Here is a 17,029-nt window from a genome sequence, read left to right as displayed (position 1 = left end):
CCGGCCTCCTCGAACGAGGAAGCCGGGCTCGTCGCGCACAAGGTCCGCAGCTACGACCGGCCGCGGCGAGCTGCAGATCGGCCCTGTGCCTGCTGCCACGTACCGTGGGCCGCGTGCTGGGCCGTGTGGGCTTCCGCCGTCGTGGGGCTGGTGGCGGCCGGTAGGTCGGCGGTTCGGCGCAGACGCCACACCAGCACGTCGCTTACGGACTCCGCCGTGGCGAGTTCCCGATGCCGGGCAGCGTCGGTCAGGAGAGATGTGGGGTCGTGGCCGGCGTTCTCGGCGTCGGTGAGGGTGGCGGCGAGTGCGTACCAGCCGGGCTCGGCGAGGACCTGCTCCGCCAGCTCAGGCACGGCTTCGCGTAGCAGTGCCGTCTGGCGCTGGAGGAGAGGGCGGCTCAGGCGTCGGCCTCGCTGGTAGAGGACGCCGAGGGGCTGGGCCGCGGCGGCCTGGTAGGCGGTCCGCAGGTGTTCGGCGGTCTGGCGGGCGGCGGCAGCCTGCTGGGTGTGTCCCTTCTTCGCGTGCCAGTGGGTGGCGGCGGTGATGAGGAAGAACATCATGTCGATCGCCATCGCGGTGGTCGCGCCGTCCTCTCCGCGGCCCAGGGCGGTTCCGCTGTGGACGAGGTCGCGGGCGGCCTGTCGCAGTGCCCGGTCGTGGCCGCGCTCGGCCCGGATATGGGAGCGGGAGGCGCGCTCGAACGCGATGGCGGCGTCGCGCAGTTCGCGTCGGGTGTGAGCGGCGGAGGTGGCCGCGAGCGCGTCCAGGACCTCGCTGGCTGCCGCGATGTACGCGGCGGACACTTTGTCGTTGCCGTGCTCGATGAGGAGCATCGCTTGCCACGCCGCCGCTGCTGTTCGCCGGCGGGCGGCGGCCGGTGTGCTCGGCGCCGTACGGACGGGGGCATCTTGCGGGGTGTCCTGGTCGTGGGTGTCGCCGGACCAGCGTTCCCGGATCCGGGGCAGGGACAGGTCCGGCGCGAGGCGCGCGCCAGGGTAGAACACCGGCTCGTCGTCCTTGTTGCGGTCATCGGGCAGGGCGACCTTGTAGCCGAGCAGGTCCCCGGAGGGGGCGAGGCGCTTGCGGATCAGCAGACCGGCGGCGGCCAGCCGCTCGAAGAACTCCTCCTCGCTGGCTGTGCCAGCCGCCGCGCGGCGCACGGTCTCCCGAAGTTCTTCCCGCGCGGTGCGCTCTCGGCCTTGGCGTTGGGCCTTGTGGCGCTCGGCGTTGGTCGAACGCTGGGCGGCAGTGCCATCGCCCTTGCTGAGGCGGCGCAGGCCCAACTCCACTTCGAGGGCGCGGGCCTGGGCTTGGACGCGGGCAGCGTCGTGGTTGAGTTCGGGCTTGTAGCCGTCTTCGCGGACGAGGGTGGCGACGATGTGGATGTGATCGTCGGCGTGCCGGACGGCCACCCACCGGCACCCAGCACCTTGCTCGGGGTCGTCGATACCGGCAGCGGCGACCATCCGACGGGCCACCTCGCCCCACTCCTCGTCCGCCAGGATCCGGTCCTCGGCACTGTTGCGGACGGACAGGTGCCACACGTGCTTCTTCGGCCGCTGCGATTGGTCGATGTTCTCGACGGGCTGGTCCAGAAGCTGCTGGAGCTGCCGAAGGGTGGCAGACCGGTCCCGGCCGGGGTCGGGAGCGTTGTGGTCCCAGGAGGCGACCAGATGCGGGTCGATGTGCTCCTCGTGCTTCCCGGGCCCGTACAGGTAGTACAGGAGCCCGATGGTGCGCTGGCCGCGCTTCTGTATCCGGGGGATCATGCTGTGTCCGAGGTGATTGGTGGGAGTGGTGGGCGCGGGGTGGCGTCGTATGTAAGCCAGGTCAGTGCTGGTCCAGCAGCCGGTCGGTGGCTGCCTGTACGCGGGTCACGGCGCGCTGGACCGCCGCGATCACCGCGTCCATCTCTGCTGGCTGACCGCCGGAGTTGAGGGCGCGGGCGATCTGGTTGAGGTTGTTGCCGACCTGTCCGAGGTGTCGGCGGGCGGCGAACAGTTCGGCGACCAGCTCGCGGTGGCCTGCGATGGCGGCGGCGGTGTTGTCGAGATCGTGTGCGGAGGCGAGCCCGCTGCGGGCGAGGAAGGCCGGCAGGCTCGTACGGGTCGTGCTGGCGGCAGCGGAGAGCAGGGTCTTCTCGTCGACGTTCAGGCGGACGCTGCACACGTAATCGCGCTTGTGCGAAGGCGGCTTGGGCGAGCGTTTGCGCGAGGTCTTCTTCGCATCGCGGCGCTTGCGCGGTGACGGCTTCTCCTCCGGCTGCGATCCGCCCTCGGTCGTTGCCCCACAGGCCAGCACCCCCCGGTGCTGGTCCGCCCCCGCCACTCCTGGGGCGGGTTCTGGCCCGGCTGCCTTCCCCGACGGGGAAGAGTGTCGCGGCGGATAACTTGCTCCGTCTGGGGCTGGGGTGTCGATTGACGCATCACGGTGGGTGAGGTGCATGTGGTGCTCGTCGTGCATTGGTGGTCTCCATGGAGTCGTGTGGGACACGGCTGCAGCCGTGGCGCGGAGCCGGAGTCGGGCAGGCGAGGTCTCGAGTGGCGGAGCTCGGCGTTGATGTCCTCGTGGGTGGCGTGGTTCAGCTGGCTGTGCCAGGTGGTGGCGGACGCGAACTGCCAACGCCTGCTTTTCCGCCATGGCGCTCACGTGACGACGCTGCTCTTGGTGGCGGTCAGTTCTTCCCTGACTGCGTCGGCCGCCTTCTTGGCGTCGTCTTTGCTCACGGTGTAGCCCTTGGCCCTGACTGCCTTCTCCAAGGCGGTGCGAGGGACTTGGCCGTTCTCGGCACCGATGGCGCGTGCCGTGGCCAGTAGTTTCTCTTCGGGGACGGTGCGTTGGCGGGATTTGGACGCCTTCTTGGCGGAGGGGATCTTGATGGCGTCGGACTTCGCCTCGGGCGTCGGCGGTGGGCTGCTCGTCTTGGCGGGCGCCACGGTGTTGGCGTCGCTCGCCAGCTCTTGGCAGATCTGACGGTCTCCCTCTGGCTTGGCGGACACTGCGGGCTCCGTGGCGGGCCTCGCTTCCGCCACGGCGTCGTCGTCGGCGAGGTGGCGGTTCATGACGAGGTAGAGGTGGACGGCGCCGGCGAGGGCGAGTGGGGCGATGGCGGACAGGGCGCCGGCGGTGGTGTTGTTGAGGTGGAGGCGGGTTCCTTCGTTGAGGCCGATGGCGTGGACGACGTTGGCCGCGATGCTGGTGCCGGTGGCTGCACCGATGAGCGTCCACACGTAGAGGCGGGAGTGAAGAGGTGCGCCTCGCAGGATGAGCAGGGCGACGATGCCGATGGCGATGAAGCCGTCGATCACGAGCGGGAAGAGGTAGGTGAGCGGCCCGCGGACGTGGCCTGCGACGGCCATCTGGCGCAGGGCGTCGTAGGAGAGCGCGAAGCCGAAGGCGGCGAGCAGGACGATGCCGACGCGGATGGAGCGGCTGCCGCGTACGGCGGCGAGGGCTATCGGGCGGGGGGAGGGCAAGTCAGGTCTCTCCAGGGTGGCGCGGTGAGCTTGAGGGGCGGCGTTCACGGAGGGGGCGTACACGCGGGGCCCCTTCTAAAGGGGGCCCCGCGCGTGATCGCTCGGTCGCGTGTACGGCGTGGACGCTCGCGTGGTCGCTCTACCTGCGGTTTTGCGGTGAGCGTGGACGCCGTGGGCGGCTTTCCGGGGCGTGCGCGCGTCAGGGGCGCGTGTACGGTCGCGTGATCGCTTCCGGGGCTGCGGGCGTGGTGTCAGCCGACGACGCCGATGTGGCGGGCGGATGCGTAGTAGCGGGCCTGCTGCCCGCCTCCCGTTCCACCGGCCATACCGTCGGCTTTGACGGCGAGGTTGGTGGCGACCAGGCGTTCGAGGTGGCGGCGGGCCTTCTCGACGTCGGCGCGTTCGGGGTTGGCGTCGCCGGAGAGGCGTGTTGCCAGGTCGCGGGTGGTCAGCCCGTTGGGTGCGCTCCGCAGGAGGACCGTTGGGTCGAGGGTCGGCTCGACCGTTGTGGTGCCGTGCTGGTGGTCGTGAACGACGTTGAGCGGACCGATCTCGCCGGTCACGGTCTTGAGGTGGTGGATTGTGACGGCGGGGTCACCTGCCTTGCCTTCGACGAACAGCACGCTTCCGGCACCGGAGGTGAGCCAGGTGGAGCCGTAGACCCTGTCCAGGGCGGGACGCTGGCCGCGCGGGGCGTCGGCCGTGGCCTTGCGCTGGTGGTGTAGCTCCATGACCTCGACGCCGTTGCGCAGAGCACGCATGCGGGCGTTGTGGTACGCCACTGCGAGGGCGTCGTCGACGAGCGTGCTGACGGCGTCCTTGAGGCTGTCGATCACGATCGTGTCGGCGCCGTGCGCTGCGGCCAGGTCGGCCAGCAGGTCCGGCTCCTTGTCGAGGGTGGCGGGCAGCGGGCCCTGCCAGACGGAGAGCCGCTCGCGGAGCCGCTGCTCGTCACGGAGGCCGACGCGGCGGGCCATCGCGCGGGCGATCTGCTTCGGCCGGTCCATCGCCAGGTACAACACGCGCTCGCTCTCGGCGACCGGCAGGTCGAGGACTGTGTCCTGCATGCCGAGGCGGGCAAGGACGACCTGGTGGGCGAGCGTCGTCTTGCCGACGCCGGGGGCGCCGACGATCATCAGGCATTCGCCGGACGACCAGGCGGTCTGGTCGCGCGTCCCCCACAGGGGGTCGGTGTCCGCGCCGGTCTTGGTGACGAAGTCCCAGCCGTCGACGAGGTAGCGGGAGAGGCGCCCGCTGCCGGAGGCCAGAGCCCGTTCGCGCTCGGTGCGCAGGTCCGCCTCGAAAGTGCTGCGGACCACATCCGGATCGGCGCCTGGTTCTTCGGTCTGCTGCTGCAGCCGGAGACTCATGGAGTGCAGGCGTCGCCGGTCGGCCTGGCGGCGCACGATGTGAGCGTGATGCTCGGCGTCGCCGACCGAGGGCGAGGCGCTGGCGAGTTGGTGCAGGTAGGCCGCGCCGCCTACGCGGCTCAGGTCACCGGCGGCGTCGAGGCGCTCGCTCAGCACGATGGGGTCGGTGGGCAGATCCTCGCCCCGTAGCGCGAGGAGCGTGCGCCAGACCGTCTCGTGCGCGGGCCGGTAGAAGTCGGTGGCGTCCAGGACGCCCCGGGCCACGTCCACGGCCTCGCTGCGGTGCATGCATGCGCCAAGCACTGCCTGCTCGGCAGCCAGGGCATACAGGGGTTCGCCCGGGCCACGGAGACCGCCTCCAGGGCCCTCGTCCGAGGGCTGGCGGGATGGAAATTGGTGTGGCAGGCCCGTACTCTGGGCCATAGGACTCCTCTCCCGGCAGGCCACATGGAGCGCCAACTCCGGCCACCGGTCCAGATCGTCATGGTTGGGCGGTTGCGAGGTTTTCTGCTTCGCCCCCGGTGTTCGCAGCACCGGGGGTTTCTGCTTGTCCAGCCGCGTTCGCCGCCGGACGCCATAAGTCTACCCTAGGCATTCGGGAAACATCTACTTGCATTCGTCTTCCAAATGCGCTCTACTGGTTCACCCTGGGCCGCAGCTGTACGGCCAGGCCCGCACGACGAGGAGGTGAACATGGCCGAGGGCAAGGGCGACGACGATGCGCGCTCTACGAACGCGCGACCCCCGGTCGAGGACAACATCGCCGAGCGCGTGAAACTGGAGCGCGAAGCGCGCGGATGGAGCACGGTCACCCTGGCGGAGAAGATGGCCGAGATCGGCCACCCCATCGGCCAGTCCGCGGTCTGGCGCATCGAGAGCGGCAAGCCGCGCCGCCGGGTCAACACCGATGAGGCACTCGGCTTCTGCAAGATCTTCGACATGACCCTCGACGAGCTGGCCAGCCCGCCAGGCCAGATGGCCAACCCGATCATCCGGCGCCTGGTCGGCGAGTACGTCGAGCTGTGGAAGGAATGGCGCTCCCTCGGCAAATCCATGGACCGCGTCCAGGACCAGCTCCGGGAGTACACCAAGGCCAACCCGGACCAGGAGACCATGGTCCGCAACTTGCTCGCCCACGAACTGGACGCGGCCTCCGACGGCGACTTCCACCGCCACCAGGGCGCCCGTTCCCGGCTGATCCGCTGGCTCGGCGACGCCGTCAATCCCTCGGCCGCCGACAGCGGTATCGACGAGTAATCCCTGCCGCCAGGCCCTCGGTGCTGCGAACACCCAGGGCCTTCCAATGCGGCACCTTCGCGCGTCTGCGCAACCGCCCAACCACACCCACACCACCACGACCGGTCCGGCCGGAGTTGGCGCTCCGTACGTGACCGGGGTGAGGAGCCCTCTTGCCCGAGTTCCCCCTGCCCGTCACCCAGATCGCCCAGCTGCTCGGTATCCCCGAGAATGCCCTCCGGACCTTGATGGCCGAGGGTGACGAACCCGGCGACCCCACTCTCGTCGGGCTCACCGTCGAGCAGGCTGCCCGCCGCCTCGGCATCGGGCGGACGAAGATGTACGAGTACGTCTCGTCTGGGGAGATACCTTCCGTCAAGATCGGCAGCCTGCGCCGCATACCCGCCGAGGCGGTCGGAGAATTCCTAGCCCGCCGCTACCGGGCCACGGACTTCGACGTCGCGGCCTGAGGCGGGCGCGCATGGCACAGCCCAAGAAGCCCCGCACGTCCCGCCAGCCCAACGGCGCTTCCTCGATCTTCTTCGGGAAGGACGGCCGCTGGCACGGCTATATAACCGTCGGAGTCAAGGACGACGGTCGCCCCGACCGTCGCCACATCAGTCGCAAGACCCGCCCCGAGGTCACCAAGGCCGTACGCGACCTGGAGAAGCGGCGAGACTCCACCGGTGTTCCCAAGGCCGGGCAGACCTGGACCGTTGAGACCTGGCTGACCCACTGGGCGGAGAACATTGCCGCACCCAGCGTCGGTGAGAACACTATCGACGGCTACCGCGTCGCGGTCTACCACCACCTCATCCCTGGTCTGGGCACCCACCGCCTGGAGAAGCTGGAGCCCGAGCACTTGGAGCGCTTCTACCGGAAAATGGAGGCAAACGGCAGTGCAGCCGGCACCGCCCACCAGGCGCACCGCACTGTTCGTACGGCACTGAACGAGGCCGTTCGTCGGCGTCACCTCGCCACCAACCCAGCCTCCATCGCCAAGGCTCCCAAGGTCGAAGAGGAGGAGGTCGAGCCGTACTCGGTCGAGGAGGTCCAGCGACTCCTCCTCGAAGCGGATAAGCACCGCAACACCGCCCGCTGGGTCATCGCGCTCGCCCTGGGCCTCCGCCAAGGCGAGGCACTCGGCCTGAAGTGGGAGGACATCGACTTCGAAGCGGGCGTGATACTCGTACGCCGAGGCCGCCTTCGGCCCCGCTACAAGCACGGCTGCGGAGACAAGTGCGGACGTAAGCCGGGCTATTGCCCGCAGAAGATCAGCCTCCGGCGCGAGACGAAGGACACCAAGACTCGCGCCGGAAAGCGCCCGATCGGTGCGCCTGAGGAGTTGCTGAAGCTGCTACGACGGCACAAGGAGGTGCAGGAACGCGAGCGGGCACTCGCACGCGACCTGTGGGTGGAGAAGGGGTACGTGTTCACCTCGCCGACCGGCGAGCCGCTTAACCCCAACACCGACCACCACAGGTGGAAGGACCTGCTGAAGGCGGCGAACGTACGCGACGGCCGCCTTCACGACGCCCGTCACACCGCAGCGACCGTCCTACTCCTCCTTGGTGTCCCTGATACGGTCGTCGACCGCATCATGGGCTGGGAGCCCGGCAAGTCCGCCCGGATGCGCAGCCGGTACCAGCACCTCACCAGCCCTGTGCTCCAGCAGACCGCCGCGAAGGTCGGCGGCCTGCTATGGGGAACGACACCACAATCCGCACTCGGCGGTTCGGTGTCTGGCCCGAGCCAGAGCCTTGGCCCGGCGGAGCCGACGGTGTACGTCGCCCACCTCGGCGAACGTTTCGTGCCCTTCCGTCGCCGCGAGAGCGCTCAGGCATTGGTCGAGCAGTGGCAGGCCGATCGCCCGGACGAGACCGCAGAGATCGAGGAGTGGGACCGGGAGAAATGGGAGAGGGACGGGCCTGGCGGTCTGCGGGCTATCCGCGACTGGATGCCCGAATGCAAGGTCGTGTTTCACGCCCGCGCCCTCTTCGTAGCTGGGGGTGAGCGTCTGAACGTCGGCGTGCCTGAGCAGTGGTCGGCGACGGCCTGGGATTTCGAGGGCGAGAGCTACACGGACCTAACAGTTCGGTGGCACACCGCGCGCCGCCCTGGCCGCGAGGTCGAGGCTCAGGTCCGCGGTACCGACCAGGAGGCTGTTGACGCAGCGTTCATCGAGGCTTGTGCACAGGCTGTGGATCGCGCGAAGAACCCCGGCAAGTACGGGGATAGTAGCGACGACTCGTAGCTGGACATGTAGGGAATGGGCCCTGACCACTATTGGCCGGGCCCATTTCCCTACTACTGCTCCTGGATGAGCAACGGCAGCTCCACGCCCAAGTCCTGTGCCAAGTCTTCCAGTTCGGACAATGCGTCGCGAAGTTCGGAGGACAGTGCGAGTGTCAACTCGGTCAGAGATTTGGCCTCCGCGTCGTCCGGTTCGACCAGGCCGATGTCGAGGTTGACATCCCTGGTGGCGACGAGTTTGGTGCCATCGAAGACCTGGAGACGGCCTTCAGGTACGCGGCGGGCAATGGCACTGTCTGGGTCGGATTCGCCGACGCCGAAGGCGCGCTTCTCGAAGTCCTCGAGGTGCCCGGGGAGCAGCGGATTCTGCTTCAGCGTTAGGCGGTTGCCGGTGCGCAGGTCGTACACCCACAACTGCTGAGTGCGCGGCGGCTCATCATCGCTGCGACGGGGCGGGGCAGCGTCGAAGAACAGGACGTTGGCCTTGACACTGCCCGCGTAGAAGATGCCTTTGGGTAGGCGGAGCATGGTGTGGAGATTGTAACGTTTGAGCAGCTCACGGCGGATGCTCGCACCTCGGCCACCCTCGTTGAGGACGTTGTCCGGGAGGATCACGGCGGCGCGGCCATTGTCGGTGAGCAGGTTCGCGATGTGCTGAACGAAGTTGAACTGCTTGTTGGTGGTGGTCTCCCAGAAGTCGCGGCGATGATACGACATGTCCTCGCGGCTGACCGAACCGTCGATGTTGGTGATTACGATCGACGACTTCTTACCAAAGGGCGGGTTGGCCAGGACCATTGAGGCGCGCTTCGCGGGCGGCCTGGCGAGAGCATCCTCGACGTGGATGAGGGGTGTGCCGTCCGGTCGGCCGATGTTGTGGAGCAGCAGGTTCATCGCCGCGAGACGGGCGGTGGCTGAGACGAGTTCGGTCCCCCAGATCGCGCCCTCGTCGAAGCGGGCGAAGTCTTCCGTGGACATTTCGCCGCCGTACTCGCGCACGACGTAGTCGTGCGCAGCGAGCAGGAATCCGCCTGTGCCGCAGGCCGGGTCGGTGATGATGTCGTCCGGGGTGGGCCGCATGCAGCGCACGATGGACTCGATTAGCACTCGAGGTGTGAAGTACTGCCCGGCGCCGGCCTTGGTGTCCTCGGCGCTGCGGGCGATGAGGGCCTCGTACGCATCGCCCTTGATGTCTTTGCTAGCGCTGAGCCACTCCTCCTTGTCGATCAGGTCAACGATGAGGCGGCGTAGGTTGGCGGGGTTCTGGAGACGATTGCGCGCACGGTGGAAGATCAAGCCGAGGGTGGTGTTCTCGTTCTCTCCGCGCTGGCCGAGGTCGGCAAGTAGCTGCGTGTACGCCTCTTCCAGCTCACTGCCCGTGAGGTCGAGAAGTTCCGGCCAGCCGCGGCCCTGCCACTCCTTGGCGTGGGGCAGCACATGTCGGCGCCTGCCCTCTTGGGCGATGTGGCTGTCGGCTTCTTCGATCTCGGCGGCCATCTTGAGGAACACCAGGAAGCTGAGCTGCTCCAAGTACTCAAGGCTCGACACGCCGTCGTCACGCAGGACGTTGCAGTAGTTCCAGAGCCGGTCGACGAGCCGGCGGGCATGCAGATCCAGCTTCACGCGGTGAACTCCATGGGGAGGGTTGTCTGTTCGCCCTCAGGGAGGGGGGCGGTGGTGGAGCGGGCGGGTGGTGGCGGCGCTTCGTCCGCGGCGGATGCCTTCGGCTTGACGCGGCTCCGGCGCTTGGCTTGGGAAGCTGCCCGCCTGGATGCCTTGTGATCAGCCTCAGCGGCCTCGCGCTCGGCCCGGATGCGCTTGAGAAGGTCCTCGGCGGGTTCATCTTCCGGGTCTTGAGGGACGAGACGGCCAGCGAAGGCTTCGGCGAGGAGGGCGCGGCGGAGGGCGGTGACGTGGGCGAGCCCATTCCCACACGCGGCAGCCAGACGGCCGAAGCGTGCGAGGACTCGCTCGCCAAGCTGCACATAGTCCGTCTGTTCCTGAGTGTCCGCCGGAGGCACCGGGACCGGCAACAGCTTGACCTTCGACATGCTGATGGAGGCCAGGTTCACGCTTTGCTTGCCATGGGCCTCAAACCATTTGCGCGCTGCTGAATTGACGTACCAGCCCAGGAGCTTGGGATGTGTCGCCTCATCCCGGATACGGGCACGGAACAGGTGGTTCTGGTGAATGCAGTCGTCGATCTGGTTCTCCCAGATCCAGCCACGTCCGAGCTTGTCCCGGTCGCCGCCCTCGGCCATCAGTAGGTCTCCGTCACGGAGACGGAGCTTTTCGAGCACCTTCGGCGGGACGCGGATCTTGGTCACCTGTGAAAGATCCAGTCGAGCACGCTGAGCATTGGCCACTCGCAGGTACGGCACCTCCGGTAGTTCAGGATCGTGCTGATTCTTGGAATCCTTGGTGACCCCACCGACCACCTCGGCAATGTCCTGAAGCCGGGCCCAGCGCCACCCCGAGGCGAGCGGCGGCAGCGTGCGATCGTTGACAGAGGAATCGTCAGCGACGGACATGTCCTGCGGATCTGCGTCCCAGGCCAGGACACCCGTCGCGGCGGCCGTCATGACGATGTCCTGGAGCTTCTCCAGGTACCGCTGCGTAACCTTCAGTCGCGTCTCGATTGCGTCCAGACGCGTGAGCTGGTCGTCTATGGCCGCAGCCATGCGTCGTTGCTCGCCCGTGGGCGGAACGGGGATGGCGATCGCCTTGAGGTCCGGTTGAGAGATGTTCCGCATCGAGTCCGAGGTACCCGACGCCTTCGCCGCGACCGCCTTACGTACGGCCGGAGCGCGCAACCAGTACGTGAACCAGTCGCGGTCGACTCCGGAACCGGGCTTGAAGCGCAGGCTCTTGTCGCTCAGCAGTAGACGCGGCCTCACCTCTCCGACCAGTACCGGCGCTCCTACGTGCTCGACCGTATTCGCGCGGCTCACCAAGATGTCGCCGGCATGAATCTCGTAGGCCGGATTGACGAGCCCCTCGTCGAGCAGTGCCTTGTTCTCGCCGGGGCGGAACTCGCCCCAGGTCATGGCGCTCACTTTGACGATGCCCCATTCATCCGGGGCAGCAGGTCGAGGATCACACTTGAGCGACTTGCCGGCATCGGACCCTACGAGCAGATCACCGACGGTCGCCCAAGCCCATCCTTCCGGCAGTCCCGGCGCTCCCATGCCCTCATCAATGCCGCTGTCTACGCTCACGCACCCAATTCCCGATCCAGCTCGTCAATCAGCTCGTCTGGCATCCGCTCGCAACCCGCGAACACCTCCCTGAACCCGCTCCATCCGCCTGCGTCACGACACAGCGCATGCTGGTCCAGCGCCTCCAACGACACCGTCGCCGACGTCGAGACCACGCCCACCACGAGCCGCAGCCAAACCTGCTGCTCCTTTGTGAACGTCACACCCGCCGTCTCCTGACGCGCGAGCCACGTCTGGAAGCGGAGCTCCACCGTATCCCTATAGGGCCGGAACTCGTCTCCGTCCAGCTCCAGCTCGAACCGCAACACCGACAGGAATTCGGGCCACCCCGCGCCCCTGCGCCGTCCGTCGCGGGCGATGCCGAAGTCGACGTACGCCTTCCAGAGCTGTTGCTTGGACCAGCGCTGCTGCGGCGGCTGGACTAGGGCGAGGACCTCCTCAACCCGGGCCCGGACCTCGCTCAGCGGGCGCCGTTCCTCGAAGGCGATCCGCAGGTCGGCGAAGCGGTCCCGCTGCTGTTCCATGTAAGCACGCCAGTCCTGGACCGTGCGCTCGGCGCGCATCAGATCCGTCACCCCCTCAGCGATCACGCCGCCGTCCCGGCTGAGGTGGTCGATCTTGATCCAGCGACGCTCTCTGGCGGCCTCCAGCAGCGCCTCGCGCAGCGCCTCCCGCTCCACGAAGGGACGCAGCGCCTCGATCAGCATGGCGTCGACCGGGTCCTCAGCCGATTCCGGGTCCGATTCTGCGTTCCCCAGGTTGTCGGCTTGCGGAAGGCCCGACACTGCGTCCTTCACAGCGGCCCTCACTCCTTCCCCTGCCAGCCTGTCGGGGTCGGTCGCCAGGACCAGGCCCGTCACCAGCTCGGTCAGCTTCCTGCCACCCGCGCTGCCTTCGATCCGGGCGAGCTGCTCGTCGTCCAGGCGCTGACCGAGACGGCTGAGGCGTCCGGCCAGCGTGGCGGCGTCGTCAGCCGACAGCGGACGTCCGTCCTCGCACTCCTTGAGAAGCCTCTCAAGGCTGGGGGTCTCTGCCATCCCGTCTCGTACGAGGGGTCTCGCGTCGACCATGGCGTGCTCGGTCACTCCGACCGTGTCGACGATGACGAAGCGGTCCTTGCACAGCGCGTCCTCGGTGACCCGTTTCAGGACCTCAGGCTTGATGATCCGAGCACCGCGGCCTTTCATCTGCTCGAAGTACGACCAGGTCCGGATGTCCCGCATGAAGACGAGGCACTCCAGAGCCGGGATGTCGGTACCAGTGGCGATCATGTCGACGGTGACGGCGATCCGGATCTCGGGCTTGTTGCGGAAGTCGCGGATGGCCTTGTCCGGGCGGGACGCCGCACTGGTGATCTTCTTGCAGAAGCCATCTCCGGCGCCGTCCCACGCGCGAAGCACCTCGTCCACGATCGCGTCTGCATGTCTGTCGCTGGCCGCGAAGATCAGCGTCTTGGGCACGACTTTCCGCTCGTGGACGACCTCGCCGGTGCCGAGGTCCACCTGCGGCGGGAAGATCTCGGTGAAGAGGTTGTCCTTGAAGGTCTTGATGATCGTGCGGATCTGGCCGGTGGACTCCACGCGCGTGTTGAGGTCGGACGGTGCGTACACGTCGTCCTCGTCCTGTTGGCGCCAGTGCTGTGTTCGCGTCACGCGATCCACGTGGGCGAGGACCGTGTTCAGCTGCTCGATCGTGCCATCGGGGGCGACCGTTGGCGTCGTCGCCCGGATCAGCGAGCCCTCACGGCTGATCCGTGTCGAGATCTTGTAGACGTCGTAGTCGACGTTGACCTCATCGGCGACGGCTTCCTCGAACGAGTACGTGCTGACGAGGTTCTCGTTGAAGAAGGCGAACGTCGGCCCGATCGGGGTCGCGGTCAAGCCCACGATGTGCGCGTCGAAGTACTCAAGGACGGGCCGCCAGGTCCCGTAGATCGAGCGGTGACACTCGTCGATGACGATGAAGTCGAAATAATCGGGCGGGAGGTCGGCCGAGTATAGGACTTCGGGATGCCCGGCCGTGAGCCCCGCCGTGCCACCCGCCTCGAATCCCTCCTCGCCCTCGCTGCCCGGTTCCGGCAGCGGCTGACCGGACAGCTTGCACCACAGCCTCTGGATTGTGGTGATCACGATCTTGTCGGAGTCGGCCAAGCCCGACTTCCCGCCCGAGAGGTGTTTTAGGGGGAACTCCTCGTGCAGTGCCTTCTTCGAACCCGCCGGGATGAAGTCGCGATACTCGTCGCGTGCCTGGTCACCTAGGTTGTTGCGATCCACAAGGAAGAGGATCCGGTGGGCGTCTGCGTGATCAAGGAGCCGGTGGCTCGCTTGTACGACGGTGTACGTCTTGCCGGAACCAGTCGCCATCTGGATCAAGGCCCGTGGCTGATCCGCCGCGAGGGACTTCTCCAGGCCCTCGATCGAGCGGCGCTGGGCTTCGTACAACTGCCGTTGTGGGTCGAGTAGGACGCCAGGCAGGCGGCGCAGCCGGGCCCGCAGGGTCGGCGCTTCGGGATTGCGCACGGCCTCACGCTTCCAGCGGGCGACGGCGGCCGGGCGGGCCGGGGCGAAAACGTAGCGACTGCGCGCTCCGCCCTCGGGGGCGTCGGGAGCGGGCGTGCCATCAAGGCGTTCGGCGTCGAGGGCGTTGCTGAAGCGCCAGACGTGGCCGTTGGTTCCGTAGCGGAAGGGCAAGGAGCGTCCCTGCCAGGCGCGCTTGGGGTGCTGTTCGGTGAGCGGGGCGGCGAGTCGGTCGGCTTCGGCGATCAGGTCGCGAGGATCGGCCTTGTCCGCTCCGGCCACGACGAGGCCGCTCAGGTCCTGGTCGACGTAGAGGAGATAGACCCGAAGGCCGGGGTCGTGCGGGTGAATGGTCCGGACAGCCGTCGCATCCGGCCTAAGATCACGCTCATGCGGGGCGCACACGCGCCATCCGGCCTCACGCAGAGCTCTATCGGCCCTGTCGTCCGCCTGCGTGCCGGCAACGTTCACGACCCCTCCCCGTACTTCACTGCTTCGTGCTTCGGACGCGTCCCGATTCGGCTTGCCAGTCCCACTCATTACATCAACCGGCGTACGCGCGTGCGGTACGCGCGCGGCATCACGGACGCCGACCGTCCGGATCCGGCCACGAACCGCGACGAGTCGCTGTCAGTGCGCGTCCGTACAGTGGGCGATAGATTGCGGCGGGCCACGTGGGCCCGGACGGTACAGCGAAGGGCAGTCCGGTGTATGTGACGAGGCTCCGGCTCGACGGCGTGCGTGGGTTCCGCGGCGCTCGTGCCTGCGACCTCGACTTCACGCGCCCGGATGGAAGCTGTGCGGGCTGGACGGTACTGGCAGGGCGAAACGGCTCGGGGAAGACGACCCTGCTGAGGACGATCGCCTTGGCGCTGGCAGGGCCCGAGCGGGCCAGTCGGCTGGACAATGAGATCGAGGATCATCTCTCGTACGGGCTGGCGCGCGGTCTACTGGAACTCACTCTCCGTGCCGATCCGGATGTCGATCTCGGCGCTCCCCGGCCATCCGACAGGCTGAGGACAGCGGTCGAATGGGGCCCGGACAGGGAGCCGCTCACTGAGGACGATGAGCCGCCCACGCGGGCGCGCTTCGTCTCTCATACGAAGGCCACGCGCCTCTTGTGGTCACCGTCGCCTCCTGCTGGCTGGTTCCACGCGGCCTACGGCCCCTTCAGAAGGCTGAGCGGCACCGGGATGCGCGAACGCGACCCGCAGACTTCTGATCGAGCCGAGGCCCTGCGCACTCTCTTCCAGGAAGAGTCGGCGCTCACGGAGTCGGTCGAGTGGCTCGTATCTGTGCGTATGCGCCAGATGGAAGGCGAAGCCGGAGTCGACCGACTGCTCGAATCGGTACTCGCCCTTCTCAACCATGGATTGTTGCCGGGGGACTTCCGTGTTGAGGAAGTCACCTCACGCGGATTGTGGCTGCGACGCGTCGATGGCGAGGGGCCTCTCATCGCACTACGGCGTATGAGCGATGGCCTGCGTACGGTCACCGCGCTGGTTCTGGACGTCGTACGGCAGATGTACGCGGCGTACGGGACGTTGGAGCTGCGCCGGGATGACGGCCGACCGTATCTGCCTCACCCGGGGGTCGTCCTCATCGACGAAGTCGACGCCCATCTTCATGTGTCCTGGCAGCAGCGCATCGGGGAGTGGTTCAAGGTCCACTTCCCTGCCGTGCAGTTCATCGTCACCACACACAGCCCCTACATCTGCCAGGCCGCCGACCCCGGCGGACTGATCAGTCTTCCCGGGCCGAATGAGCAGGTCCCGCCCGAGGTGGTGGACGACAAGCTCTACGGCAGGGTCGTCTACGGCACCGGTGACGATGCGGTCCTGTCGGACTTCTTCGGCCTGGAGTCTCCATTCTCTCGCCGCGCAGAGGAGATGCGGGAGGAACTCGCTGATCTGGAGTACGAGGTCGCGACAGGCCAGGCGGACGAGGAGATGACACGTCGGTTCCGCAAACTGCGCAGAGAACTGGCGAGCTCCCAGGCCACCCGCCTGGAAGAGCTGGACCTGGGGGCGAGGAGGGGGGAGGCCGGCGGGTCGTGATCAGGATTACGCGGCCCCGCCTGCCCTCCGAACTGGAAACCGCGCTTCTCAAGCTGACCGAGGAACTCGCAGGCACTCCGGTCCCTGAACGGCGCCAGCACGTTCACCGCATGTGGAAGCGGGAGACCTTCCGCCGAGACGTGTACCTGCCGGTGCGGGGAGCCCTGGAGGGCATGGCTCCCGGGATCGACTGCTGTATGTACTGTGGCGATCACCTCGCGGACACCATCGACCACTTGGTCCCCAAGGCTCTCTGTGCCTTGCGGACCTTCTACTGGCCCAACCTGCTCCTCGCCTGTTCCCCCTGCAACTCGCGCTACAAGGGCGAACAGCACGAGAGCGACGGACTCCTCGGCTCACTGCTCGTCGACCCAACGAGGGAGGACCCGTTCGACCACCTCACCCTCTGGCTCGACAGCGGCGTCTATCGCCCGGTCGAGGGATCCAGGAAGGGGGAGTGGACCATCAAGGTGTGCGGCCTCAACGAGGGCAAGCGTTCGAGGGTCAGGGCCGAGGCGTGGGTGAAGATCAGCGGCCATCTTCGCGCCTGGGACCGGGCCCGCAGCGAGCGGAACGAGAAGGACATGCGGTTTGCCGTGTACTGCATACGTAACCAGCCGTTCGCTGACGTCTACTACGCGGCCTTGCACCACGTGGACGCCGGCGACGCCCAGAACATTTTCGCCGAGACGGACCCGGATGTGCTCGCTCTGCTCCGGGACGACGAGCTGCGCGAGGCCCTGCTGGCATGAAGGACCGGGAGCGGTTCGGCTCGATCCCCCTTGCAGGGCGTACTGCGGAGATGATCACTCCGGCTGAGACCAGGAGCAAGAGTTGGGGGGGGGGGGGGGGGGGGGGGGGCCCGGCCCCCCCCCCCCCCCCCCCCCCACAACCACCCACCAC

11 protein-coding genes and 1 pseudogene are annotated in these 17,029 nt (G+C 67.6%); 5 read left to right on the top strand and 7 right to left on the bottom strand.

The features are described from left to right. Nucleotides 1–50: 50 nt before the first annotated feature. The 4 genes from NMK44_RS08665 to NMK44_RS08650 all read right to left on the bottom strand — a co-directional run bounded on the left by NMK44_RS08665 (nt 51) and on the right by NMK44_RS08650 (nt 5,269). Nucleotides 51–1,769 carry a relaxase/mobilization nuclease domain-containing protein gene (locus NMK44_RS08665; protein ID WP_254740080.1) on the bottom strand — a complete coding sequence of 573 codons (1,719 nt, stop codon included), beginning with the start codon at nt 1,767–1,769 and terminating at the stop codon, nt 51–53. A gap of 61 nt (nt 1,770–1,830) precedes the next feature. Further along, nucleotides 1,831–2,328 (bottom strand): MobC family plasmid mobilization relaxosome protein, encoded by a 498-nt coding sequence (locus NMK44_RS08660; protein WP_254740078.1) that lies wholly within the window; start codon nt 2,326–2,328, stop codon nt 1,831–1,833. 317 nt (nt 2,329–2,645) lie between these two features. Next, entirely contained in the window at nt 2,646–3,476 is an 831-nt protein-coding gene (locus NMK44_RS08655; RefSeq protein ID WP_254740076.1) for a DUF2637 domain-containing protein, read from the bottom strand. Between the two features lie 251 nt (nt 3,477–3,727). Next, entirely contained in the window at nt 3,728–5,269 is a 1,542-nt protein-coding gene (locus NMK44_RS08650) for a DnaB-like helicase N-terminal domain-containing protein (protein WP_254740074.1), read from the bottom strand. A gap of 270 nt (nt 5,270–5,539) precedes the next feature. Here NMK44_RS08650 and NMK44_RS08645 point away from each other — a divergent pair, with 270 nt between their 5' ends. The 3 genes and pseudogenes from NMK44_RS08645 to NMK44_RS08635 all read left to right on the top strand — a co-directional run. Continuing rightward, on the top strand, nt 5,540–6,103 hold the full coding sequence (locus NMK44_RS08645; RefSeq protein WP_254740072.1) for a helix-turn-helix domain-containing protein: 564 nt from the start codon (nt 5,540–5,542) through the stop codon (nt 6,101–6,103). Nucleotides 6,104–6,255: 152 nt separating this feature from the next. Continuing rightward, nucleotides 6,256–6,552 (top strand): helix-turn-helix domain-containing protein, encoded by a 297-nt coding sequence (locus NMK44_RS08640; protein WP_254740070.1) that lies wholly within the window; start codon nt 6,256–6,258, stop codon nt 6,550–6,552. An 11-nt stretch (nt 6,553–6,563) separates the two neighbouring features. After that, nucleotides 6,564–7,790, top strand: a pseudogene (locus NMK44_RS08635) (tyrosine-type recombinase/integrase); the annotation flags it as partial. Nucleotides 7,791–8,389: 599 nt separating this feature from the next. Here NMK44_RS08635 and NMK44_RS08630 read toward each other — a convergent pair. Genes NMK44_RS08630 through NMK44_RS08620 form a run of 3 tightly spaced genes read right to left on the bottom strand, consistent with a single transcriptional unit; the run spans nt 8,390 to nt 14,540 of the window. Next, entirely contained in the window at nt 8,390–9,958 is a 1,569-nt protein-coding gene (locus tag NMK44_RS08630; RefSeq protein ID WP_254740066.1) for a class I SAM-dependent DNA methyltransferase, read from the bottom strand. Further along, nucleotides 9,955–11,553, bottom strand: coding sequence for a restriction endonuclease subunit S (locus NMK44_RS08625; protein ID WP_254740064.1), 1,599 nt, complete (start codon nt 11,551–11,553; stop codon nt 9,955–9,957). Before NMK44_RS08625 ends, NMK44_RS08630 begins: the two co-directional genes overlap by 4 nt. Then, complete coding sequence (locus NMK44_RS08620) at nt 11,550–14,540, bottom strand: DEAD/DEAH box helicase family protein (protein WP_254740062.1); 2,991 nt, start codon at nt 14,538–14,540, stop codon at nt 11,550–11,552. Before NMK44_RS08620 ends, NMK44_RS08625 begins: the two co-directional genes overlap by 4 nt. A gap of 236 nt (nt 14,541–14,776) precedes the next feature. Between NMK44_RS08620 and NMK44_RS42415 the strand changes: the two genes are divergently transcribed. Both NMK44_RS42415 and NMK44_RS08610 read left to right on the top strand, forming a co-directional pair. Next, nucleotides 14,777–16,126 (top strand): AAA family ATPase, encoded by a 1,350-nt coding sequence (locus NMK44_RS42415; protein ID WP_254740060.1) that lies wholly within the window; start codon nt 14,777–14,779, stop codon nt 16,124–16,126. Nucleotides 16,127–16,236: 110 nt separating this feature from the next. Then, a complete protein-coding gene (locus NMK44_RS08610; protein ID WP_254740058.1) occupies nt 16,237–16,878 on the top strand; it encodes an HNH endonuclease in 642 nt (213 codons plus the stop codon). Nucleotides 16,879–17,029: the final 151 nt, after the last annotated feature.

This window comes from Streptomyces cucumeris (genome assembly GCF_024295805.1).
Lineage (GTDB): Bacteria > Actinomycetota > Actinomycetes > Streptomycetales > Streptomycetaceae > Streptomyces > Streptomyces cucumeris.
The sequence above is the reverse complement of the archived record's forward strand: the minus strand, read 5'-3'. Positions and strand labels throughout refer to the sequence as shown.

What these genes read in the sequence shown, in the direction of transcription:
- NMK44_RS08665 (WP_254740080.1), bottom strand. Translation starts at nt 1,769, where the DNA reads ATGATCCCCCGGATACAGAAGCGCGGCCAGCGCACCATCGGGCTCCTG.
- NMK44_RS08650 (WP_254740074.1), bottom strand. Translation starts at nt 5,269, where the DNA reads ATGGCCCAGAGTACGGGCCTGCCACACCAATTTCCATCCCGCCAGCCC.
- NMK44_RS08645 (WP_254740072.1), top strand. Translation starts at nt 5,540, where the DNA reads ATGGCCGAGGGCAAGGGCGACGACGATGCGCGCTCTACGAACGCGCGA.
- NMK44_RS08610 (WP_254740058.1), top strand. Translation starts at nt 16,237, where the DNA reads ATGTGGAAGCGGGAGACCTTCCGCCGAGACGTGTACCTGCCGGTGCGG.